Source organism: Prosthecobacter sp. (assembly GCF_044373815.1).
GTDB lineage: Bacteria > Verrucomicrobiota > Verrucomicrobiia > Verrucomicrobiales > Verrucomicrobiaceae > Prosthecobacter.
Genome location: NZ_JBIPNG010000007.1, coordinates 1 through 24,577, shown reverse-complemented (window position 1 = coordinate 24,577; position 24,577 = coordinate 1). Strand labels below are relative to the sequence as shown.

Here is a 24,577-nt window from a genome sequence, read left to right as displayed (position 1 = left end):
TACCATGAAAACACGCCTCAGCCTCCTCTCCGCCGTCCTCCTCGGCCTGACCGCAAACGCAGCCGACTTTGAGCTGCTCAACGTCTCCTACGACCCCACCCGCGAACTCTACTCGGAGTTCAACAAAGCCTTCGCCAAGCACTACAAGGAAACCACCGGCAAAAAAGTCAGCATCGACCAGTCGCACGGCGGCTCCGGCAAGCAGGCCCGCGCTGTCATTGACGGCCTTGAAGCAGATGTGGTGACGCTGGCACTCGCAGGAGACATCGACGTGATCGGCCAGCAGGCCGGCTTGATCGCGAAAGACTGGCAGAAGCGCCTGCCCAACAGCAGCGCGCCTTACACCAGCACCATTGTGTTTGTGGTTCGCAAGGGGAACCCGAAGAACATCCAGGACTGGGACGACCTCGTGAAAGAAGGCGTGAACGTCATCACTCCGAATCCGAAAACCTCCGGCGGTGCCCGCTGGAATTACCTCGCCGCCTGGGCTTACGCCCTGAAGAAAACTGGCAGCGAAGCCAAGGCGAAGGAGTTCATCGCCGCCCTCTACAAAAACGTGCCGGTGCTGGACACCGGTGCGCGTGCCTCCACCACCACCTTCGCCCAGCGCGGCATCGGCGATGTGTTCCTCTCCTGGGAAAACGAAGCATGGCTCATCCAGCGCGAGTTCCCCGGCCAGACCAAGATCATTGTGCCCTCCATCAGCATCCTCGCCGAGCCGACCGTGGCCGTGGTGGACAAGAACGCCGAGAAAAAGGGCACCGCTGAAGTCGCCAAAGCCTACCTCGAATACCTCTACTCCCCCGAGGCGCAGGACATCATCGGCAAAAACTACTACCGCCCGCGTGACGCCGCAGCCGCCGCGAAATACAGCACGCGCTTTCCAAAACTGAACCTCGTCACCATCGACGGCGACTTCGGTGGCTGGGGCAAGGCGCAGAAAAAGCACTTCGACGAAGGCGGCATCTTTGACCAGATTTATCAAGGCAAGTAAGCCCACCGCCCGGCCCTGTGAATGCGCTTCTCATCGGTGAAGCGCATTCACATTGCACCACACGCTCATTGATAACCAGCCTGCTTCATTCCCCTTGTCACGACCACGCCATATCCTTCCCGGCTTCAGGCTCTCGCTCGGTTTCACCATCACCTACTTGAGTCTGATCGTGCTCTTCCCGCTCTCCATGCTTGTGTGGAAGGCCACCAGCGGCGGCTGGGAGCACATGCTTGCCACACTGACGCAGGCGCGAGTGATCTCATCGCTCAAGCTCAGCTTTGGCACGGCCTTCGCCGCCGCGCTGGTGAATGCCGTCTTCGGCCTGATCACCGCGTGGGCGCTGGAGCGCTACTCTTTCCCCGGCCGCCGCCTGCTGGATGCCATGGTGGATCTCCCCTTCGCACTGCCCACCGCCGTCGCGGGCATCGCCCTCGTCACACTCTATGCACCCAATGGCTGGATCGGCGCATGCCTCGCGCAGCATGACATCAAGGCCGCCTACGCACCGCTCGGCATCACCATCGCGCTCACCTTCGTGGGGTTTCCCTTTGTGGTACGCACCTTGCAGCCCGTCATCGCCGATCTCTCCATGGATGTCGAGGAAGCCGCCGCCTGCCTCGGCGCGAACCGCTGGCAGACGCTCACACGCATCGTGTTTCCCGCACTGCTGCCCTCCACCCTTGCCGGCATGACCCTCGCCTTTGGCCGCGCCGTCGGTGAATACGGCAGCGTCGTCTTCATCTCCGGTAATCTGCCCTTCAAAACCGAGATCGCCCCTCTGCTCATCACCATGCGTCTGGAGGAATACGACTACTCCGGCGCCGCCACCATCGGCGTCGTCATGCTCGCGGCATCATTCACCATTCTTGTGCTGTCCAATTTTCTCTCGAACTGGAGCCGCAAGCGTACGGGGATGAAATGACGAAGCACACTCACCCTCGTCCCACGTATTGATCCCCCATTCCTCATTTTAAAGCATGGCCGCCATCATCGACATCCATCCACCGCGTAGCGTCAGGCCCCGTAAAGCGACATCCGACTCACTCGCGGCGCGCTGCCTGATCATCGGCACCGCCGTGGGCTTCATGGGGCTCATGTTTGTGCTGCCGCTCATCGTCATCTTTCAGGAAGCCTTCCGCAAAGGCTGGGAAGGCTTCATCGAGGCCTTTGATGATGGGGCCACTATGCACGCCATCTGGCTCACACTGAAAGTCGCCGCCATCACCGTGCCACTGAACACGCTCTTTGGCCTCGCCGCCGCCTGGTGCGTCTCGCGCTTCCAGTTTCGCGGCAAACGCTTCCTCACCTCGCTCATCGAGCTGCCGCTGTGGGTCTCCCCCGTCATCGCTGGCATGGTCTATGTGCTGCTCTTTGGCGCGCAGGGTTTGTTTGGCCCCACGCTGAAAGAGCACGGCATCAAGATCATCTTCGCTTTGCCGGGCATCGTGCTCAGCACCATCTTCGTCACCTTCACCTTCGTCGCCCGCATCCTCGCGCCCCAGATGGAGGCGCAGGGCCAGGCCGAAGAAGAAGCCGCCATGACCCTCGGCGCGAACGGCTTCCAGATGTTCTGGCGTGTCACCCTGCCCAAGATCAAATGGGGACTGCTCTACGGCATCATTCTTTGCAACGCCCGCAGCATGGGCGAGTTCGGTGCCGTGTCCGTGGTCAGCGGCCACATCCGCAACAAGACCAACACCGTGCCGCTGCACATCGAAGTTTTGTACAACGAATACCAGTTCGTTCCCGCCTTTGCCGTCGCCTCCATGCTGGCCTTGCTGGCGCTGGTGACCCTGATTTTGAAAACTCTGACGACCACCCGCCGAGGAGCAGCATGAGCATCCACATCCACCACATCTCCAAATCCTTCGGCAGCTTCCAGGCGCTGAAAAACGTCGACCTCGAAGTCAAAACCGGCGAACTCGTCGCCCTCCTCGGCCCCAGCGGCAGCGGCAAGACCACTCTTCTGCGTATCATCGCCGGACTCGAATTTGCCGACGCCGGAGAGGGCAGCATCCAGTTCCACGGCACCGACGTCACCAACCACAGCGCCTATGAGCGCAAGGCCGGCTTCGTCTTCCAGAACTACGCCCTCTTCAATCACATGACCGTCGCGGAAAACATCGCCTTCGGTCTCCGCGTCATGCCAAGTGCCACGCGGCCCGACCGCGAAGAAATCGACAAAGCCGTCACGGGGCTTCTGCGCCGCATCGCTCTGGAAGGCTACGGAGATCGCTACCCTTCGCAGCTCAGCGGCGGTCAGAAGCAGCGCGTCGCACTCGCCCGCGCCCTCGCCGTCGGCCCGCAGGTTCTCCTGCTCGACGAACCCTTCGGTGCCCTCGATGCCAAAGTGCGCAAGACCCTGCGCAAATGGCTGCGCCAGTTTCACGACGAAACCAAAGTCACCACCTTGTTTGTCACCCACGATCAAGACGAAGCTTTTGAGCTGGCGGATCGCGTCGTCGTTCTGCACGAAGGGGACATCCAGCAAATCGGCTCACCGCAGCAGCTTCGCGAGAATCCGAAGAATGAGTTCGTCGCAGACTTCCTCGATTGCGTGATGATTTGAGGATGGCGGGGCAAGCAGTCGTGAGAAGTGCTCCGACATAGGTGCATCGAGTGTTCGTGGTCAACCATCTTCCAGCGTGCCATCGATGAAGGCTTCTGCGCCCGGAACCCCGTCAACCTCATCACCCGGGAAACCGGCAGCTCCAACAAGCGCGCCCCCTTCACCCTGGAACAGATGGACCAGGTGCTCGATCACCTCCGCAAGACCAAGCAGCAAGACTGGCAAAACCCTGCGCATTCCCCTCGTCGAGCCCCTCGCCTCACACCTCACCGCCTTGATGGCCAAGCCAGCCTCCAGTCTCTTTCTAGCCATCACCGGCCACGCCGATCTCGCCACCAAGGGCAAGTCCTCACCAAGGCCTTCAAGCGCAGCTCGCCGAAAAGCCGTATCCGATCAAGTGAGATAAAATTTGTCCGAAAAAGTCACATGAGGCTGTCGACTCCGGAGGCTGCTTGGAGTGCCGCAGGCCATGTGATTAAGCAAGGTCTCAAGATGTTTGCCGTCTTTAGCCAGATACATGCTAGCGGTTCAGGGGACAGCTTTAATCAAACGCTCGGGGTCGGAATCCCGCCCCGGCTGCCGGGGATGCATTCCAATTATTTAGCATCGCGTTCGAGAGAGATGATGGGCTATGATTCCGAAATTCTGAACCAATTTCTAATAAAACAGGCTGCCGATTGTTAAGTTTCCGTACGCCTCCAACCTTCATGCGCTTTCGATATTTATGGGTCTCCTTGGCAGCGCTCCTCTTCGCTGCGCTCTATTTCTGTTGTTTGAAGGAGCCTGCAAACAAGGCGGCTCCGCTCATGCCGGGAGGGGCCAGGCCACAGGCGGCAAGAGCAAGTACGCGCGACCGGCTGCCTGAGGGGGAGGCAGCCACGCCTGCGCAGGAGGCGCTGAAGATTTCTGAAAAGATTCTGGGGAAGATTCCGGCAGAGGGGGAGGTGACGGCGTTTGCGTCGTGGTGCCAGAGCTACCTGGAGGCGGCACCGGAGGAGCGTCGGGCGCTGGTGGAGAAAGGCGTGAAGCTGGCAGAGGCACGCCGACCGGTCTTTAAGCAGATGATTAAAGACGACCCCAGGCAGGCCCTGGCGCGTGCGGTGCCCATGGTGGTGCGGCAGAAGCTGCCGGTGGAAGTGCTGCAGCAGCTGGAGAAGCGGGTGAACGACGTCGGCGTGCTGCGCGTGCTGCAGGTGACGCCGATGGAGGGCGAGCCGCTGCCCGCGGGGTCGCTGACTTTTCGGGAGGTGGAGCTGCAAAGCGGCAAGACCTACCGCGCCTACGTTTATGGAGCGCGGCTACCCGTCGTCACCTGGACGGCCAATGCCTCCCTCAATGGCGTGGCGGTGGACGCCGACTTTGCCGTCAATGAACAGCCCTCCCGCACGCTGGAGGTGGGGGAGATTCCTCCGGCGGACAAACCGGCCGTGGTGGACTGCCCGGTGTCGGGGAAGCAGGTGTTTGAAAATGCCGACGCCATCACAGATCTCATCACGGCGGCCACGCCTGCGGTGGAGACGGCCACGGAGACGATGTACTTTTGCAACACGATGCACATCGACGTGCTGAATCAGACCCTGATCATGGGGGAGGGCAGCACGGGCGGCACTTTTGGCTTCACCGGCATCCTGCCTGCCGCGCCCACACCGGCGCTGGGAAATGTGAAGGTGCTGGTCATTCCCATGACATATGCGGATCAGAACGCCGTGCCCTCCACCGAGGCGGCGCTGTACTCCACCCTGCGGGATGTGGCGGACCATTACTCCAAGTCCTCCTACGGCCGTCTTTCTCTGGCGGGCGTGGTCACCCCGCCGGTGAAGCTGAAGCACAATGAGTCCTATTACATCAACCGGGACACCAGCAACGGCGGAGACATCAGCGGCACCAGCGTGGAAATGCAGGAGTCGAGGGATGAGGCGCGGAAGCTGGGCTTTGACTGGAATGACTACGACTGCACCGTGCTGCGCCACAATGGCGGCCCTGGCAGCTACGGCGGCCTGGGCGGCGGCAGCACCGTCTGGGTGCGGGGAGACAGCGTAGGACTCTGGGCGCACGAGATCGGCCACTGCTTTGGCCTTTCGCATGCGAACTTCTGGACCACTGCCGGCACCAGCAGCATCGGCGCCGGGGTGAACGAGGAGTATGGCGACAGCTATGACATCATGGGAAGCAGCGGCAGCTTTCCCAACGGGCAGTACAACACCCAGGCCAAGAACCAGATCCGCTGGCTGCCCAGCAGCTTCCTGCAGCCCGTGACGCAGAGCGGCCTCTACCGCATCTATGCCTATGACCAGGGCACGCTGGACCCCAAGAGGCGCTATGCGCTGAACATCGTGAAGGACTCCCAGCGCGTTTACTGGGGGGAGGTCCACTCGCTGTTTGACACCAACCCCTGGATGAAAAACGGCATGGTCCTCGGGTGGCGCTTCCCCAATGGCGGCGCCAGCAACTTCCAGCTCATTGACACCACCAACGGCTCGCCTTTCCTCAAGGAGGACGCCGCCATCTCCGCAGGCAGCACCTTCTCAGACACAGAGGCCGGCATCCACATCACCACCGTGGCGGCCAATGACGTGCCGCGCTACATGGACGTGCAGGTGAACATGGGCAGCTTCCCGGGGAACCACCGCCCCACGCTGGCGCTCGCGGCCTCCGCCACGGTGGTGCCGCTGAATGCCACCGTCACCTTCACCGCCACCGCGAGCGATGCGGACGGCGACTCCCTAGCCTACTACTGGCAGCACTTTGGCAACTCCTCCACCAAGATCGCCTCTCCAAATGCGGCCGTCATCACTCGTCAGTTCACCGCAGCGGGCACCTACGTCGTCACCTGCACGGCCAGCGACATGCGGGGCGGCACCGCCACACGGAGCCTGCTCATCACCGTGGGCAACGTCACCACCTACACGATCAGCGGCCGCATCACCCTCCTCGGCGCGGGGCTGCCGGAGGTCGTCGTCACCGCCAATGGAGTTAACGGCGTCATCACCGACGAGGACGGCCGCTTTACCATCCCCAACCTGAGCGCGAACAACTACACGCTCACGCCCCTGCTGTATGGCTACACCTTTGGCGAGCTGTTCAACAACAGCATCACCGTGGCTCCCAGCTTTGCCGGCGCGGACTTCGAGGCCACCGCGCAGTCCGTCGTCACCCTCACCGCGCCAAACGCCACGGCCAATGAACTGGCCCCGGTGACGCCCGGCAGCTTCCGCCTCACCCGCACCGGAGACACCAGCCAGGATCTGCTGGTGAATGTGAACACCGCCTTGGGCAGCGCCACGAAGACCACGGATTACACCCTCTCCCCGGACTACGTCGCGGGTTCCAACGGCTTCAGCACATTCACCATTCCCGCCGGGTCGCAGACGCTGGACGTCACCCTCACCCCCGTGGTGGACGCGCTGGCGGAGGGGCCGGAAACCGCCACGCTGCAGCTCGGTTCTGGAAACGGCTACCTCGTCGCCCTGCCCTCGGTGGCGGCAGTGACCATCGCCGATGACGACTCGCTCCTGCAGAAGGTGTCCATCACCGCCACGGCCAATGCGGCGCTGGAGGGCATTGGAACGCCTGCCGTGCTCACCCTGGCGCGGACCGGGTCAGTCGCGGCGGATTTGATCGTCTCCTATGCCGTCGGTGGCACGGCGGTGAGCGGCACGGACTATACCGTGCTGCCTGGCAGCGTCACCATCCCGGCGGGTTCCGCCACCACCACGGTCAGCATCGCGCCGATCAATGACAACGTGTCCGAGCCGCTTAAAACGGTGGTCGTGACCCTGACCGGCACGGCCGCCTACCTGGTGGAATCCACCGCCGCCAGCGCCACCGCCAGCGTGTATGATGACGACACCCAGATCGTCACCGTGGCTGCCACGGACGCCGCGGCCACCGAGGTGGACCTGACCGTGCCTGGTGCTAAGGCGGACACCGGCACCTTCGTGGTCACCCGCAGCGGAGACACCACCGCGGCGCTCAGGGTTTATTATGCCTTTGCAGGTACGTACAATGCGGGCGTCATGGCCCTGCATGGCATCGATTATGAGGCCATGCCCGGCAGCGTGGTCATCCCCGCCGGGGAAAAGCAGGCCAGCATCACCATCGTCCCGCGCTTTGACTCGCTGGGAGAGGGGCCGGAGCAGGTGGTGCTCTACCTTGGGGGCAGTGCCACAAACTACATCATGGGAGACACGGGCACGGCGTTCCTCACGATCAATGACAACACGCCCGACCTCCCCTATGTGGACGTGGTGAACATGGGCAGCCCGACGGAGGGCGGCAGCACGACCGTCTTCCGCATCACCCTGCGCGGCGGCACCGGCACGGGCACGCTGGCGGTGAACTACGACTTCTCCGGGACCGCCTCCGCCGGGGACTTCAGCGTCAGCGGCACGGGGAACACCCTCACGGGCACCACCATCACCCTGAACAATGGCGCCACCGTGACCAAGGACGTGACCATCACCGCCACCAACGACATGGAGCTGGAGGACATGGAGACGCTCACCCTCACCCTGGCCGCCAGCACCGGTTACCAGACCTACGGTATGACCAACGCCGCCACCATGTGGATCAAGGACAACGACAACATCAACACCGTCTTTGTGGACACGCAGGTGGGCACCTCCGGCGGCATTAGCTTTACTGAAGGGGCCGCCACCACGCCGGTGAAGTTTTACGTGTCCCGCACCGGCAGCACCACCGCCGCACTCACGGTGAACTACACGCTGGGCGGCACCGCCACCAGCGGCAGTGACTACACCGCGCTGCCCGGCAGCATTGTCATCCCCGCAGGCGCGTCGGGGGTGGACGTGCCGGTCTCCGTCATCAATGACACCACCTTTGAGGGCACCGAGACCCTCACCTTTGACTTCGCGCCGGGTGGCTACTCCCGCAGCAGCCCCGGCAGGGTGATGTACATCGCGGACAACGACACCGCCACGGCCACGGTGGCCTTTGGCTCCCCTGGCTCCGCCGGGCTGGAGAGTGTGACCTCCGTGAACATCCCCGTCACCCTCTCCCCGGCGCAGGCCACGCCTGTGACCGTGGAGTATGCTGTGAACGGCTCCAACATCAACAGCAGCATCTCCGGCCTCCTGCGCGGGCTGCCCTTCTGGGTGCGCGTGGTCAAGTCAGGCAACACCCTCACCCATTTCGAGTCCAATGACGGCACGGTGTGGACGCAGCGCGGCGGCAGCTTCACCGTCAGCGGGCTGGGCAGCACGAGCTATCTCGCGGGCCTGGCCGTGGCGGCGGGTTCCACCACCGCCACCTCCGCCGTCATCGACAACTACTCCATCACCGGCCTTTCAGCCGGGGCGTCCGTCGGCACGGAAACGCGGTCCGTGGTAGGTACGGCTGCGGGCGCCACGCACAGCGTTTCGGCTGGTGTGTACACCTTCAGCACGCCCGGCACGGGCATCTTCTCCGGCTCGAGCTCGGACAACTTCTGCTATGTGAACTCCACCGTCACCAATTCGGCGGACTGCATCATCAGCGCCCGAGTGGTCTCCATGGGGACCACCAGCAGCAGTGCGCGCATCGGCGTCATGCTGCGCTCCTCCACGGCAGCGGGTTCGGTCTATGCCGCCAGCCTGGCCACCCCGGCCTCCACCAGCTCCTACTACACGCTGAACCGCACCACCCTGAACGCCGTCTCGAACTCCCCCACCACCTACACCGCGCCGGTGCTGCCACAGTGGTTCCGCTTGGTGCGTGCGGGGGATGTCTTCACCGTTTCCAACTCGAAGGACGGCGTCACTTGGGCCCTCCCCAGCGGCGGCACCGCCCAGACCATCCCCGTGGGGACCACGGTGCTGGCGGGACTCGGCGTCTCTGCGGCGACGGATGGCCTCATCGCCACGGCCACCTTTGACAACGTCACGCTCAATGGTGCCGCCGTGCCCGGCACCGATCTGCAGGGCCGCACGGTGGGCTTTGTGAATGAGCAGGGAAGCGAGAGCTACGCCGGCGGCGTGTGGACGCTCAATGGCAGCGGCACCAACCTGAACGACGAGGGGCACTTCGCGGCCACCTCCGTGTCCGGAGATTTCACCCTCATCGCCCGCGTCACCTCACTCACGGGTGGCGACACAGCCTCTCAGGCGGGCATCATGATGCGCAAGACGCGCGACAGCTACTCCAAGGCCATGATCGGCCGCTGGATCAAGAGCGCCGGCATCGGCCAGGGGCAGCGCGTCCAGAGCCACACCACCGCCTTTGGCACCGGCATTGACTTCACCCTGCCTCCCGGTGTGCTGACCTTTGCCCCCGGCGAGACCGCGAAGAACATCCTGCTCAGCGTGGTCAATGACACCGTGGACGAGCCGGACAATCTGGTGACCCTGCTGCTCTCCAATGCCAACGGGGCCACCGTCAGCAGCACGGCCAACTTCTACGGCTACACCATCATGGATGACGACGTGCCGCCCGCCAGCACCTACGTGGGCTTTTCCGCCGCCGCCAGCACCGTGCCGGAAAGCGCGGGTACGGTGGACCTGACCGTCAGCCTGGCCACGCCAGCCACAGTGTCCAGCACGGTGGATTACTCGGTCACCAGCGGCACCGCCACGGGCGGCGGCACGGATTACACCCTGGACGCCGGTACGCTGACCTTTGCCCCCGGGGACACGGTGCAGACCATCACCGTCTCCATCGTGGATGATGCTGTGCTGGACGCGGGAGAGACCGTCATCATCTCCCTGGCCAATCCCCAGGGTCTCCAGCTCGGCAGCATCACCTCGAACACCCTCACCATCACCGATGACGATCTGCCGGTGGTCAGCATCACGGCCAATGATGCCACCGCCTCCGAGGCGGGGCTGGACCCCGGCCAGTTCACGATCTCCCGCACCGGCAGCAACGCCGCGTCTCTGACGGTGAATCTCACCCGCACGGGCACCGCCACCAGCGGCACGGATTACAGCACCATCGCCACCACGCAGACCATCCCCATCGGCGCCGCCAGCGTGGTGGTGAATGTGACCCCGCTGCAGGACACCACGAATGAGGGCACCGAGACCGCCATCCTCACCCTCGCCTCCGGCTCCTCCTACACCATCGGCACGCCCACCACCGCCACGGTGAACCTCCTGGATGACGACCGCAGCACGGTGACGCTGGTGGCCAGTGAAGCCAGCGCTTCGGAGACGGCGGGGAATCCCGGGCAGTTCACCTTTACCCGCACGGCGCCCACCACCGGCACGCTGGCCGTGGGCTTCACCATTGCTGGCACCGCCACCAACGGCACCGACTACACCACGGTGACCTCCTCCTTCACCTTCAGCGCCGGGCAGGCCACCCGCACCGTGGACATCCTGCCTGTGGACGATGCGATCACCGAAGGGGACGAGCAGGTGACGCTCTCCCTGAACACCGGCACCTACGACATCGGCGCGCAGTCCTTTGACAGTGTGACCATCGCAGACAACGACAGCCCGCCCACCCTCTTCATCAACAGCCCCGGCACCCAGGGTTCCCTCATCGCCAATGGCAACGGCGTCATCGTCAGCTCCACCATCGCCGACGACGGCGCGCCTGCAGCCGTGACGCAGCTGTGGACGCAGATCAGCGGCCCCGGCGTGGCCACCATTGAAAATCCCACCGCCAGCACCACGGCCGTCACCTTTTCCGCCCCCGGCAACTACATCCTCCGCATCACCGCCACGGACACCCAGTTCACTGTGAGCGATCAGGTGACCGTGGTCGTCGGCTCCGCGCTGGTGGCAGCGGACTGGATCACGCACGATCTCGGCCCCAGCTCCGCACGGCGCGGGCAGGGGGTGGAATTCGGCGGCCAGCACTCCGTCACGGGCACCGGCGCGGGCTATGCCGCCAGCAGCGATCAGGCGCATGTGATGATGCGGCAGATCAGCGGGGACGGTGCCGTCGTGGCGCGCCTCACCAGCCTCAGCTCCAGCACCGCGCTCTCCGGCGTCACCATCCGCGACTCCATGCTGCGCGCCGGCTGCCGGGCCGTGCTCGGTCTGGTGCCCGGCAGCGGCCTGCAGTTCCGCACCCGCCTCACGGTCAGCACTACGGACACTGTGAGCAGCATCGCCGCGCCCAGCCTGCCGCTTTGGCTCAAACTGGAGCGCAATGCCACCACCGGCGGCGTCACGGCCAGCTACGCGGCGGACAGCAGCGGCACGCCCGGCTCCTGGGTGCAGGTCGGCACCACCACCACCATCTCCATGGACGCCGCCGCGCACTACGGCCTCACCACCACCAACAACAGCACTGCCAGCACCGCCACGGGCATCTTTGACCACGTGGCCCTCACCCCGGCGCAAACCGGCCACGCCTTGCTCAGCGAAGACTCCACCGTGACCCCCGCCGCCCCCGGCAGCGGCAGCCTCAGCGGCGGCAGCTACACCATCGTGGGCAGCACCACCGGCTACTACCATGGCTGGCAGTATTATGGGGACATGGTCGTGACCACCCGTCTGGCCTCCTACGGCTCCAGCGCCGACAGCTCCAGCGGCGGCCTCCGTGTGGCGGAGAGCATGGAGAACGGCGGCCAGCTCCACATCGGCCGCATGCCCCAGGGCGCCTACAATGGCTACTACTGGACCTCCCTGGCCGGCGGTGCCAGCGGTGGCGTGCCCAGCGGCATCGCCTCCGGGAACTGGATCCGCTTCATCCGCAAAGGCAACGGCATCACCGCCTACCGCGCGCCAGACGTCTCCGGCAGCCCCGGCACCTGGGTGCAGATCGGCCAGCCGCAGACCATCATCATGACCACTCCGGTCTGGGTGGGCTTCTACGTCAACAACTCCACCGGCGTGGGCATGAACACCTGCACCTTCACCAATCTCACCATCGCCCCGCTGAACAGCGCCCCGGTCATCGGCATCGCCAATGCGGCCACCTACCCGCTCTCCCCGGTGCCGCTGGATGCCACCCTGACGGATGACAACTTCCCCGCCCCCGTCGCCCTCAGCAGCCTATGGACCCGGGTCAGCGGCCCTGGCGCCGTCACCTTTGGCAGCGCCACCACGCCGGACACCACCGCCGTGCTCGCGCAGCCCGGAGCCTACGTGCTGCGCCTCACCGCCAACGACAGCAGCGCGCAGACCTTCAAAGACCTCTCCTTCACCGGCTACGCCAAGGCCTACGAAGTCTGGCAGGCCCAAAACTGGACCGCCACCGGCGGCTACAGCGACCCCAATGCCGCGCAGTCCCTGGACCCCGACTTCGATGGCCAGGCGAACCTCCTGGAATACGCCTTCGGCACCGGCCCGCTGACTGTCGGCGCCTCCCCGCTGGTCTTCGACACCGCCACCGTCAGCACAGACAAATTCCTGCGCATCTCCGTGCCCAAGAGCGCCGCCGCCACGGATGTGACCTTCACCGTGGAAGCCACCAGCGACCTCAGTAATTCCGCCAGCTGGAGCAGCGCCGGCCTCGTCACCGAGCAGGACACCAGCACCCGCCTCATCGTGCGCGATTCCCAGCCCATGAGCAGCGGCGGCCCGCGGTTTATGCGCGTGAAGGTAGTGCGGCAGTAGGGCAGAGGGGGGAGGGAGTTGGCAATGGTTTACCGCAGCCCCAGAGGTGCGGTCGCGCGCTCAGGAGCACGCAGCAGTCCGCCACACCCAGCGCCCTATTCCAATCCCAGGCGCTGATATCAACCGCTCAGAGGAGGGCACGGCAATGCATTCAGGTTTTTTGCTAGGTAATGGGCAGTTTTTGCTCTACTCCGTCCAAAGTATCGTCACGGCCATGAACGATTTTGAGCCGCAAGTGTCAAAACGCCGACTGCGAAGAACTCATGGCACTGCTTCCAAAAAATAGGAGGGCTCAAAAACCGAGCTGCGAAGCCCGTCGAAGGAGGAACGCGTCCTGATTTCATGGTTCCAAATAGGCTGGTACGTCCCGCGCTCTTGGTTGGCTCGTGGGTTCATTTCAGGATTGCAGCTTTCCAAGGTCCCTATAGCATCTAGGTACTGTATCAGTCATTTGCGATAATGCCCCCTTGATGTCCCCCCGGACGGTAATTCTGCCCAAAAATCATCCGTGCGAAACATTCACCAATCCGCATGCATTATTAGAACTCAAAACCACATTTCGCAATTGGTGGCAAACCATCTTCAAAACCGCCGCACACCGACAAGCGCCGGCTCGGTCTTGCTGGCTGTGTTGTGCCTGGTGGCCATGCTTTCGTTTATAGTCATCATGGCAGTGTCCGTTTCACAGCAGCATGGCGAAATGCAGCAGGCACGATATGGCATGATACGTGCCCGCCAGCTTGCGGAAATGGGGGTGGCTGTGGCGGCCCACCCTCAACTCAAGGCGGGCGATCCACTGCTGCGGCGGAGTGTTTCCGGCGTGGAGCGCTTTGAAGTCAGACTCGGCACCGAAGAAAGCCGGTTGAATCTCAACGCATTACTAACGGACCAGCATCTTCCCGTGCTCGAGCGCATGTTGAAATCCTGGGGCATGTCAGCGGCCGATGCTCAGGGCATCGTGGCAACGCTGATGGACTGGACGGACGCCGATGATTTGAAGCGTCGGCCCGACAGTGCGGAAAAGCTGGATTACGATCATCTGGGATATTCAGACCGGCCGTTTAATCGGAAATTCAGCAGCCTCAATGAAGTGGATCTGGTGGCGCGGGCAGACGAAATCCAGGCGGCAAGACCCGACTGGCGTTCCTTTTTCACGCTCCGGGGCACCGGCCAGTTGGATGTGAACATGGCCTCGGCCGAAGTGCTGGCTGCGGCGACAGGAGCTTCACTGGAGAATGCCAGCCGGCTGGTGCAGCAGCGCAATGGTCTGGATGGTCTGCAGCAGACCGAGGATGACCAGCCGCTGCAAAGTCTGAACGAAGCACTCTCGCTGCTTGGCGTTGCCGGGCAGCAGGGCGCGGACATCACCCCCTTGCTCACGCTTCAGGGCGCGACACTGCGCATTGAAAGCATCGGCACCGCAGGAGATTCACGCTGCGGCATCGCGGTCATCATGAACAAGAATGGCGGCATGCCACACATCACCGAGTGGCGCGAATTTCCCGTGGAAGGAGCACAGCAGCTTTGAAATTTATGTCATTCCAACGCCCATCACAGCAGACACTCAGCTTTCCGGGAGAGGAATCTCGTGAAGCCTGGCTGTGCGGCGCCGATGGTGTTTGGATGCCTGTAGAGCAGGCAGGCAATGACGGTCTGATGGCGGTCGAGGCACTCGCCTTTGACAGCGCACCATTCTGGTCTCTGACTCAGGAGGCGCTCAATGAAACGGTGGATCTTCGCTGGGAAGCTCTTGGGATGAGAAACGAAAGCGGTTCTTGTCTGTGGCTGCACTGGCCGGTGATGCAAAAGGGCAGGCAGGCTCTGGTGGGCACTCTGGCGCTGGCTGAGAATTTTTCCGGCTGGGAGCAGTGCGTTCATGGTCGGTTTGAGCCCAGCGTCCGCATGCTCCCGCTGCCTGACAATGGCATCGCCTTGTGGAAGGAGCTGGGCCGCCATGTCGTCGCCTTCACCCATGAAGCAAAACTGCTGCATCTTGGAGTGCTGACTTCACGCAGCCTGGATGTGGACGCGGCCTTTGAAGTGCGTGACATGTGCGCCACGTTGCAAACACACGGCTTCATCAACTTTGCCCAGGTGGAAACCATCCACGTTTGGACGCACGGTGAAACCGATTTCGCCCCGCAGCTCGCCTGCCTGTTTGAAGCCGCCGCCGTGATCAAGGAGAAGCGCCCTGACCCGCGTCCTCCTGCGGAGTCCAGCGGCCTGCTGCCAGTACAGGTCGCGGTGCGTCGGCAGCACCAAAAGCGCCGCCAAAACAAGATGTTGATTCTAGCGGCAGCGGCGCTGCTGTATGTGTGTTTTTTTGGTGCCTGGTGGCTTCGGCTGCAATGGCGCACATCGCAGTTGAATCACGCGGATGTCGTCATGAGCGCCGCTCAGCCGGAGATCGATCTCGTGCACGAGGCGCAGAACCGCTGGCAGGAGATGGAGGCCGCGATCAATCCGGATTTGTATCCGGTGGAGCTGTTTCATCAGATCGTCTCGCTGCTGCCTGCGGAAGGCATCCGGCTGAAGGAATTTCAGATCGACGGCGACAAGCTCATCGTCAGTGGTGAGGCCACGACGGTGAATCAAGCGCTCGCCTTCAAAAGCCAGCTGGCCGCATGCATACCACTCCAGCGCTATGCCTGGAATTTCCCGGTGCCGGCCATTCGTGAAGACAACCGCGCGGAGTTTCGCGCCGAAGGAAGATTCAATGGAGGGCTTGTGAATGAAGGCCAGTGAACTCAGGCTGATCATGATTCTTGGCGTGCTGGCCGCACTTTGCGGTGGTGCTCTCCTGTCACAGCGTCTGCTGCGCCAGCAGCATGCGATTGAACGGCGTGAACAAACCCTCGAACTGCGGCAGATGGAAATGCAGTCGATGCTGACCGAGGTCGAAATGTGGAGGCAACGCCTCGATTGGCTGCAGGCGACTCAGCCAGCGATGACCAGTGAAAACCAGGCCAGTGAACAACTGCTCGAAACGCTGCTGGCCGCCGCCGCCAAAAACGGACTGACCGTGCAGAAGAAACAGCTGCATGAGCCGGTGACCGCAGCTTTTTACCGTGAAGTGGGAGTCACGCTTACCATCAGAGGTCCGCTGCCTTCCGTTTTCCGCTGGATGCATGGCCTGCTTGCTCCCGCAGCTTTCAGGGTGGTCCCCCAGTTGAAGATCACGCCTGATGCCGCCAATCCGGCAGACGTCGTTGCCATCATTCACATCAGCCAGCTTAATGCACCCGCCGTGGCGCAGGAACCATCCCCGGAGGCTGCTGGCTCATGAAACATGGCGGCCTTATAATCCTCCTGCTGCTGATGGCGGTCCGGGCATACGCGCAGCAGGAAGCCGTGATCTTTCAGCCGCCCGTCCCACATGACGTGCAGCGCTACGAGGCTGGCTGGAACAAGAATCCGTTCACCTTGAAAACAGTGGCTCCCGTCGTGGAGCAAGCCTCCTTCGCAGCGGATCTCACCATCGGCACCTACTTTGGCGACTCCGCCGATCCCACGATCATCATCGTCAATACGAAAACAAACGAACGCATCAGCCTCAAGCAGGGCCAGCCCGCTGCCAACGGCATGAAACTCAGCAGTGTCAAATTGGGCACAAGTCGCAAGGACATGGTGGCCCAAGTCACGCTCGGCACGGAAACAGCCGCCATCCGCTACAACGACAGCTACGTCAAACAGATGGCCGCCGCCGAGATGTCCAAGGCTCCTCCAATGCAGCAGCCCCATCAGCAGTCCCATCAGCAGCCCGGCACCCAGTTGAAAATTCCGACGCCCCAAAATCCCTCTCAGCCAGGCAGGGGCTCTGCTCCCGGTACCGCACCGTCCACCGCACCGTCCACCGCACAGGCTGCCCCCATCACACCAGGCCGGCCAGGCTTCGTTCCGCCTTCAGGCACACTCAATGCAGTAAATCCGCCCCCCTCCACACCGCTTGTGTCGCAATCGGCAGGTTTGCAAGGCGCTCCCCCAATGCCAGTGCGCCGCAGGCAGGTTGGCCCAGCTCCCAATCCCCCAGTCATTTCGCAGTAATCATCTATTTCCGCCCCCCATGAAATTGTTCTGCAAATTTGCTCTGCTTTGTTCTGCCTCGTTGGGCCTCGTTCCAGAATTCTTGGCGGCCCAGAATGCCCCCACCCTCCCGGCTCGAAACCGCCCGCTCTTGACTGCGCCTGTAAATCCTTCCGCGCCCACGCCCCCCCCATTTAACGTGCCTGCACCAGGTCGCTCATCAGTGCCAGCTCCCACCCCGCTTCCGCCTCCTGCCAGCCCCTCCCCCGCATCACCAGCGTCACCACCAACCTCCGGCAAAAACATCATCGGTTTCACCGCCACCCCGCTCTCTGAGGTCATTGGAGAGTATTTCCGGGTGACTGGACGCCGCGTTCTCAAAGACCGTGGTCTGGAAAACGCCACTGTCACGATTGAAGTCCCGGGTGAGTTCAGCGACGAAGAATACCGCACCATCATCGAGAAGGGGCTGCTCATGCACGGCTACGTGCTGGTTCCCAGCGGCGACAATCTGTTCAAACTCATCGCTGCCGAGCAAGGAACCAGCCCCTCCACCCAAGGCGTGCCGCTCGTGCTGCGCTCAGAAGATCTGCCGACAAACGACCAGGTGGTCTCCCATGTCATTCAACTCAACTACCTGGAGGCGGAGGAGGCCTCCACCGCCTTTCAGCAGCTCATCCCCCTGCATCCGTATGGAAAAATCCTGGCCGTGGCCAACGGCCAGTCGTTGATCATCACCGAGGCTTCGCAGACCATCCGCGCTTATCTGGAGCTGGCCCAGCAGGTGGATTCACCACCCATGGAAACCGTTCATAAAACGGTGCGGCTTGAGCGTGCGGAAGCTGCGCAAGTGGTGGAGCAGCTCAACAGCCTGCTTGGCTTGGGCGGTGGTTCCAGCAATCGTCCTGCCTCACCGAAAGCCGGCGGCACGGCCAGGCCCCCGGGCGCCCCAGGATCTGCTCCAAACGCTCCTGTGTCCGCCTCCATGGGCGGCGGAGCGGGAGTCACTCCGGAGGCATTTCAACCGGTCATCGAAGCCATTGAGCGAACCAACAGCCTCATCATCGTCGCTCGCCCCGTGGACATGCGGCGCATCGACAGCTTCATCACGGACTTGGACGCGGAATCACCCGCCTCGCGTTATTATTCACGTCGGCTCAAATATCTCGACCTCACCGTTTTCCTCAGCCTCGCCGAAAAGGCGTTGCAGCGGACTTCTCAAAACAACGTCTCCAGCGGCCTCCCCCAGCAGAACACACCCACCACCCCGACAAATCCAGTCAACAACAGCTTTGGTGGCAGTTCCGGCTCCAGCTCGGGATTCGGTGGCAGCTCATCATTCGGTGGCAGCTCGGGGATGGGCAGTGGCGGGCAATCTGCCAGCAACTCCTTTGGCACTGGCAACATCACGCCATTGGATGTCACCAAAAAAACCATCAGTATATTGATCGGCAGCACCTTCGTCATCGCCGACTCCGCCAGTTCCAAATTCATCGCCACCGGTCCGCCCGATCAAATCAAGGCACTGCAAGAACTCGCGGATGAAATGGATGTGCGTCCGCGTCAGATCCTTCTCTCCGCCATCATTGGCGAGTTCACGCTCGGAGATAACTTCAACTTCGGTCTCGATTGGATTCAGTCACTCAAAAAAGTCGGGGAAAATGGCTTGGTTGGCGGAGTGCTCAACACGCAGGGCACCGCCTTTGCCAACCCTGCCAATTTGAAGGACGTCGCCGGCTTTCTGGGGGCTGGCGGCCCCGCTGCACTCGGGGGGCTCACCGCCTACGGCCAGATCAACAAAAACCTCAACATCTTCCTGCAGACGCTCGAAAGCACAAATCGCTTCCATGTTCTGCAGCAGCCGACCATCACCGCGCTGAACCACCAGTCCGCCAGCATTTACATCGGCCAGCAGATCGCCATCGCTGGGCAGAGCTACACCAGCGGCGTGGTTGGCGGTGGGTTCACCTCCACCACCCAGTACATTCCCGTGCGTCTTCAACTCGACATCACGGCGCACATCTTCAACGACAACGAGATCATGCTCGAATTCAAGCAGCAGAACAACGATGTCTCCGGTTACACCACCATCAGCGGCAACCAGGTTCCCAACATTTCTGAGCAGGGCATGCACAACAGCTTGATCGTCCCCGATCAAGCCACCGCCATGCTCGGCGGCCTCATCACCGAGCGTGACACCAACAACAAAGGCGGCCTGCCGTTTCTCGTTCGCATCCCCGTTCTCAAGCACCTCTTCGGCAACACCAACATCAAAAAAGAGCGGCGTGAGATGATGATCTTTGTGCAGCCGCGTATTCTCTCCGACACAGCCGACCACATGCTGGAACAGGCGAAAATTGGCGACCACATGAGCACTTATACTCAAACCGAACAGTTCGCCAGCATGCCCGAAGATATCGTCCCACGCGCCATACCGGCTCGCGAAGGCAAGCCCAACGATCTCCTCCCGCCGCCGCCGAATGTCGCCGCAGAACCTAAACAGGGTCTCTTCGGTAAAATGAAGGGCTGGTTTCAAAAGCCGAAAAAGTGATGTTCGGTGTCGTCTTTCGCCACACTCGCGTCATCACTCCATCCTTCGTCTTTGTCGGTGATTTTTGAGAAGACCAGACTGATGGCTTGGTCAAGTTTTCCGGTGTTCGGGCCTCGGCACTGCGCCGCAGGGATTTGATCTTGCTCCACATCTTCTCGATGGGATTGCGGTCGGCTGCATAGTCGGGCAGGAAGTGAACCTCAGCTCCTGGCCTGCACCAGTCCATTTAAACGGCCTGATTTATAACGCCCACCCTATTTTGCCATTTTGCTTGTTGACGATCCGGGTGGCCTCGGAAGCTCTTAAAGCCTTCAAACTCAAAAAAAAGGTTTCATCCCCGAGCCAAAGACTCTTGGCGAACACCTTCGTAACCGAAGGTTAGTCCTGGGTTTGCGACAGGAAGACGTAGCAAGCCAATTCGGCACATTGCGCGAGGTTTACGACCGCTGGGAACGTGATGAACGACAGCCTGTCATCTCTGAGTGGCCGGGCATCCTTTCGTTCCTCGGTTACTACCCTTTCGGCCAAGAAACCACTGCCGATCTTGTGATGAAGGCACGGCGGTGCCAAGGTATGGATCAGAAGGAATTGGCCCAAGTAGTCGGCGTGATTCATCAACAACTCCGCCGATGGGAACATGGGGACGAAATCCCCATATCCGACAAGTTGGAAGTTCTTCACTCACTCGCATCCTGCTAAATCGTGGCGGGAAGGATCGCGGAATCTGCCAGCATTGAGGCTGAAATGACCATTTTGCTTCGCCGGATCGCCGCTGGTGCTTTTTTCAATGGGTCTGCGCGGAAGCCTGATGTCTCGCGATGAGCAGTGGCTCGATTTTGTGCAGATGGCTTAGAATCATGAGATGATCACCGCCTCGGATGAGGTGGGTGATCTTTTGTCGCGAGGCCGGGAAGAGAGGATCTTGATCGCCGTGGATTTGAATGATGTCAGGATGGCTGAAAGAGCACTTCCAAGTGGCGGCCTGGAGGCATGCCCAGCGGATGAATCTGGCATCTGCTCGGCGAAACATCTCGAGCGCACGGTGCCGCGAGGGATTCAGTAAAAAGGAGGGAAATGGCAGTTTTTGAATGATGCGCCAGGGGATGACATAGGCGAGATGCCGGAGAGGACGAATGGCGGGCAGCAGATGATCCGAATCCGTGCAGGAGGAAACCAGCGTTAGCTTGGAGACAGGGATCAGCCGTGCGATCTCGCACGAGAGCATACCGCCGAGGGACACCCCGATAAGGGAATCTCCCGACTGAATGCCGTTTTCGGTGATCAGTTGAGCGGCATAGTCCGAAGCACTCATGCCGGGCACCTGCGGCGCTTGATAGTCCACCGCACGGGTGGTGAATGGAAACGCGTAGTCAGCGTAGAGCTCAGAAGTGGCCCCGAGGCCAGGGAGAAGGAAGACGGTCACGTGGTGAGATACGCCTGATTCAGTTTTCCGATTGATGAATTGTTTAGTCTAAGAAGCTTCGAAACGCCGGAAAGCGTGACCACCTAGCCTGTGACACTTCGCCTTCCTCACTTTCCTGATCTCCCGCTCCAGCATCTCCTGCGTCACCATCCACTTCGCCGAATCCGAATCCGAATCCGCGCTCCCCGCGTGAATAGCGTTCAAGCAGATGTTTAAGATGTCCTCGCCACTGAGACCGCGTGAAAGCCCTGCGAGAACCGCCTCAATCCGCGAGTGATTGGGAAGGTGAATGGACTTCTGCGCACCGCGCCCGTCTTGGACGCGCAGCGGAGCCGTTTAAAAGCAAAAGCTCATCCCGAATTGGACAGGATGAGCTTTACTCTATTGGCAGTGTTTGTCTCAAATCATTTCGCCAGATCGAAGCGATCTAGGTTCATGACCTTGGTCCAGGCGGCAGCGAAGTCGGTGATGAACTTCTCTTTGGCATCAGCGCTGGCATAGACTTCGGCGGTGGCGCGGAGTTGGGAGTTGGAGCCGAAGACGAGATCGACGGAGGTGGCCATCCACTTCGCTGCGCCGGTTTCGCGATCGGTGCCTTCGTAGAAGTGCTCGCAGCGGGGCGAGACCTTCCATTCGTTTTCGATGCTGAGCAGGTTCACGAAGAAGTCGTTGGTGAGGGCACCGCGATTCTTGGTGAGCACGCCGAGGTCGGGATGACCGACGTTGGTGCCGAGCGCTCTCATGCCACCGATGAGCACGGTCATCTCAGGGACGGAGAGCGTGAGCAACTGAGCGCGATCCACGAGGTTCTCGGGCGCTGGGCGGTCGAGTTCGTGGCCGAGGTAGTTGCGGAAGCCGTCGTTCTTGGGTTCGAGCACGGCGAAGGATTCGACATCGGTCTGATCCTGCGTGGCGTCCACGCGGCCAGGAGCAAAGGCTACCTTCACATCGAGACCGGCCTTCTTCGCGGCGGCCTCAACAGCAGCGCTGCCACCGAGCACGATCAGATCCGCGAGCGAGACCTTTTTCTTGCCGGTGTTGAAGTCTGCTTGGATTTTTTCCAGCGCTGCCAGCACCTTGGCGAGTTGCGTCGGGTTGTTCACTTCCCAGTCCTTCTGCGGAGCGAGACGGATGCGGGCACCATTGGCACCGCCGCGCTTGTCGCTGCCACGGAAGGTGGAAGCGGAAGCCCAGGCGGTGGAGACGAGTTCGGAGGTGGTGAGGCCGGAGTCGAGAATCTTGGCTTTGAGCTGGGCGATGTCCTGCGCGTTAACCAATTCATAGTCCACAGCAGGAAGCGGGTCCTGCCAGATCAGCGCTTCCTTTGGCACTTCAGCGCCGAGGTAGCGAGCGAGGGGGCCCATGTCGCGGTGGGTGAGCTTGAACCAGGCTTTGGCGAAGGCGACCTCGAACTCCTTCGGGTTCTCAAGGAAACGCTTGGTGACCTTGCCGTAAGCGGGGTCCATTTTCAAAGCGATGTCGGTCGTGAACATGATCGGCGCATGACTCTTGCCTTTGACATGTGCGTCAGGCACGGTGCCCTTGCCTGCTCCGTCTTTGGGAATCCATTGCTGAGCGCCTGCGGGGCTCTTCGTCAGCTCCCAATCATAGGCGTAGAGGTTCGAGAGATACATGTGCGACCAGCGGGCAGGAGCACTAGTCCAGGCACCTTCGAGGCCGCTGGTGATGGTGTCCTCGGCGTTGCCTTTGCCAAACTTGTTCTTCCAACCAAAGCCCATTTCTTCCAGCGGCGCGGCTTCTGGCTCGGGGCCGACGTTCTTCGGATCTCCTGCACCGTGTGCTTTACCAAAGGTGTGACCACCGGCGATGAGGGCGACGGTTTCCTCGTCATTCATGGCCATGCGGCCAAAGGTTTCGCGGATGTCCTTGGCAGCGGCCAGCGGATCAGCTTTGCCATTGGGGCCTTCTGGGTTGACGTAGATCAAGCCCATCTGCACAGCGGCGAGCGGCTTTTCCAGCTGACGTTCATCCTTGTAGCGCTTGTCGCCCAGCCATGTGGTTTCAGGTCCCCAGAAGATGTCTTCCTGCGGCTCCCACACATCGGCACGACCACCGGCGAAGCCGAAGGTTTTGAAGCCCATGGACTCGAGAGCGACATTACCCGTGAGGATCATCAGATCGGCCCACGAGATTTTGTTGCCGTATTTTTGTTTGATGGGCCAGAGCAGGCGACGCGCCTTATCCAGGTTCCCATTGTCAGGCCAACTATTCAGCGGAGCGAAGCGCTGCGTGCCGTATCCGGCACCGCCACGACCATCGCTAGTGCGGTAAGTGCCCGCACTGTGCCAGGCCATGCGGATCATGAAGGGGCCGTAGTTGCCGTAGTCGGCTGGCCACCACTTCTGGGGCGTAGTCAGAAGTTCGGTGAGATCCTTCTTCAAAGCAGCGAGATCAAGATTCTTGAACTCCTCGGCGTAGTTGAAGCCCTCGCCCATCGGGTTTCCTTTGGGTGAGTTTTGGTGAAGGATTTTGAGGTTGAGCTGGTTGGGCCACCAATCGCTATTGGTCATGGCTCCGGCGGCGGTGTGACGGGCCGGGCTGGCCGCTGCGCCCATCACGGGGCATTTGCTGATGTCTTCCCTAGGTTTGTCTGATTTGGGTTTGGCTGAGTCGCCCTGAGCTAAAGCCAACGCGACCGGAGTCAGCGTCAGAGTGGTTAACAGAATCCTGAGCTTCGATGTTTTCATAGCATGTGAGGGTTGGGTCTCGTGTATCAAGCTGCGGAAGTGGGTTGTGCAGCAGACGAACGTTATTTCGGTCAATACGACAATGCATCCAATGCATTGTCTGAATGCTTGCGATGCGCTCAGCGCATCGCTAAATTGCCGGAATGAAGAGTGAACTCAATCTCCACCTGCTTGAACAATTCGTGGCCTTAGCGCGGACGAAGAACTTCACCCGAGCCGCCGAGGAACTGCATCTATCCCAGTCCGCACTGAGCCGCGCCATCCAAAAACTCGAAGAGCAACTCGGCCAACCGCTCTTTGAGCGCAAACCACGCGAGGCCGTGCTGACGGATCACGGAGAGCTCCTGCTCGAACGTGCCCAGCAGATCCTCAAACTCATGGAAGACATTTTCTCCGAGCTTTCAGAAGCCGGACGTCGCGGGCGCATCCGGCTCGGTGCCATTCCGACCATCGCGCCCTATTTGTTGCCCAGCCTGCTGAGCAGTTTCGCCAAAGCGCACCCGGACATCTCAGTCATCGTGCAGGAAGACACGACTGAGAATCTCATCAAACGCTGCAGCCACGGCGAGATCGACCTCGCCATCCTCGCCCTACCCATCATCGCCAAGTATCTCGAAGTCGAGCCGCTCTTTGACGAAGAACTGCTGCTCGTGGTGCCTCTTGGCCATCCGTTGGCCGCTGCGAAGACCGTCGCCATTGATGCCGTGGAAAGCTACCCCTTCGTCATGCTGAGTGAAGCGCACTGCCTGTCCGACAACATTGCCACCTTCTGTCGCCGGAAATCGGTGCAGCCCGTCACTGTC

Annotated in this window: 13 protein-coding genes and 1 pseudogene; 11 read left to right on the top strand and 3 right to left on the bottom strand. The window is 61.4% G+C overall.

Features of this window, described 5'->3' with window-relative positions; all coding sequences use genetic code 11:
- The first annotated feature begins 4 nt into the window (after nt 1-4).
- From ACIREA_RS01355 to ACIREA_RS01340, 4 genes and pseudogenes are all read left to right on the top strand, one after another.
- Entirely contained in the window at nt 5-994 is a 990-nt protein-coding gene (locus tag ACIREA_RS01355; protein WP_397379790.1) for a sulfate ABC transporter substrate-binding protein, read from the top strand.
- 94 nt (nt 995-1,088) lie between these two features.
- Nucleotides 1,089-1,916: a sulfate ABC transporter permease subunit CysT gene (cysT, locus tag ACIREA_RS01350; RefSeq protein ID WP_397379788.1), complete on the top strand. Its 828-nt coding sequence runs from the start codon at nt 1,089-1,091 to the stop codon at nt 1,914-1,916.
- 55 nt (nt 1,917-1,971) lie between these two features.
- Nucleotides 1,972-2,832, top strand: a complete 861-nt coding sequence (gene cysW / locus ACIREA_RS01345) for a sulfate ABC transporter permease subunit CysW (RefSeq protein WP_397379786.1) — start codon at nt 1,972-1,974, stop codon at nt 2,830-2,832.
- Nucleotides 2,829-3,545 (top strand): annotated as a pseudogene (locus ACIREA_RS01340) (sulfate/molybdate ABC transporter ATP-binding protein); the annotation flags it as partial. The gene cysW and the pseudogene ACIREA_RS01340, both read left to right, overlap by 4 nt.
- 78 nt (nt 3,546-3,623) lie before the next feature.
- On the opposite strand, the gene ACIREA_RS01335 reads toward ACIREA_RS01340, so the two are convergent.
- Nucleotides 3,624-3,779: a hypothetical protein gene (locus tag ACIREA_RS01335; protein ID WP_397379784.1), complete on the bottom strand. Its 156-nt coding sequence runs from the start codon at nt 3,777-3,779 to the stop codon at nt 3,624-3,626.
- A 518-nt stretch (nt 3,780-4,297) separates the two neighbouring features.
- Between ACIREA_RS01335 and ACIREA_RS01330 the strand changes: the two genes are divergently transcribed.
- The 6 genes from ACIREA_RS01330 (at nt 4,298) to ACIREA_RS01305 (ending at nt 19,643) form a co-directional block, all read left to right on the top strand.
- Nucleotides 4,298-13,069: a Calx-beta domain-containing protein gene (locus tag ACIREA_RS01330; RefSeq protein WP_397379782.1), complete on the top strand. Its 8,772-nt coding sequence runs from the start codon at nt 4,298-4,300 to the stop codon at nt 13,067-13,069.
- 646 nt (nt 13,070-13,715) lie between these two features.
- On the top strand, nt 13,716-14,597 hold the full coding sequence (locus ACIREA_RS01325; protein WP_397379780.1) for a general secretion pathway protein GspK: 882 nt from the start codon (nt 13,716-13,718) through the stop codon (nt 14,595-14,597).
- Nucleotides 14,598-14,602: 5 nt separating this feature from the next.
- Nucleotides 14,603-15,814, top strand: a complete 1,212-nt coding sequence (locus ACIREA_RS01320) for a hypothetical protein (protein WP_397379778.1) — start codon at nt 14,603-14,605, stop codon at nt 15,812-15,814.
- Nucleotides 15,801-16,355, top strand: coding sequence for a GspMb/PilO family protein (locus ACIREA_RS01315; protein ID WP_397379776.1), 555 nt, complete (start codon nt 15,801-15,803; stop codon nt 16,353-16,355). The genes ACIREA_RS01320 and ACIREA_RS01315 overlap by 14 nt, the downstream gene beginning before the upstream one ends.
- Entirely contained in the window at nt 16,352-17,113 is a 762-nt protein-coding gene (locus tag ACIREA_RS01310; RefSeq protein ID WP_397379774.1) for a hypothetical protein, read from the top strand. The genes ACIREA_RS01315 and ACIREA_RS01310 overlap by 4 nt, the downstream gene beginning before the upstream one ends.
- 202 nt (nt 17,114-17,315) lie before the next feature.
- Entirely contained in the window at nt 17,316-19,643 is a 2,328-nt protein-coding gene (locus tag ACIREA_RS01305; RefSeq protein ID WP_397379772.1) for a secretin N-terminal domain-containing protein, read from the top strand.
- 784 nt (nt 19,644-20,427) lie between these two features.
- On the opposite strand, the gene ACIREA_RS01300 is transcribed toward ACIREA_RS01305, so the two are convergent.
- Entirely contained in the window at nt 20,428-21,066 is a 639-nt protein-coding gene (locus tag ACIREA_RS01300; protein ID WP_397379770.1) for an alpha/beta hydrolase, read from the bottom strand.
- 404 nt (nt 21,067-21,470) lie between these two features.
- On the bottom strand, nt 21,471-23,642 hold the full coding sequence (katG, locus tag ACIREA_RS01295) for a catalase/peroxidase HPI (RefSeq protein ID WP_397379819.1): 2,172 nt from the start codon (nt 23,640-23,642) through the stop codon (nt 21,471-21,473).
- A 275-nt stretch (nt 23,643-23,917) separates the two neighbouring features.
- Between katG and ACIREA_RS01290 the strand changes: the two genes are divergently transcribed.
- The coding region (locus ACIREA_RS01290; protein ID WP_397379768.1) for a LysR family transcriptional regulator at nt 23,918-24,577 on the top strand (660 nt) is incomplete at its 3' end.

What these genes read in the sequence shown, in the direction of transcription:
- ACIREA_RS01355 (WP_397379790.1), top strand. Translation starts at nt 5, where the DNA reads ATGAAAACACGCCTCAGCCTCCTCTCCGCCGTCCTCCTCGGCCTGACC.
- cysW (WP_397379786.1), top strand. Translation starts at nt 1,972, where the DNA reads ATGGCCGCCATCATCGACATCCATCCACCGCGTAGCGTCAGGCCCCGT.
- ACIREA_RS01325 (WP_397379780.1), top strand. Translation starts at nt 13,716, where the DNA reads ATGCTTTCGTTTATAGTCATCATGGCAGTGTCCGTTTCACAGCAGCAT.
- ACIREA_RS01320 (WP_397379778.1), top strand. Translation starts at nt 14,603, where the DNA reads ATGTCATTCCAACGCCCATCACAGCAGACACTCAGCTTTCCGGGAGAG.
- ACIREA_RS01315 (WP_397379776.1), top strand. Translation starts at nt 15,801, where the DNA reads ATGAAGGCCAGTGAACTCAGGCTGATCATGATTCTTGGCGTGCTGGCC.
- ACIREA_RS01310 (WP_397379774.1), top strand. Translation starts at nt 16,352, where the DNA reads ATGAAACATGGCGGCCTTATAATCCTCCTGCTGCTGATGGCGGTCCGG.
- katG (WP_397379819.1), bottom strand. Translation starts at nt 23,642, where the DNA reads ATGGGCGCAGCGGCCAGCCCGGCCCGTCACACCGCCGCCGGAGCCATG.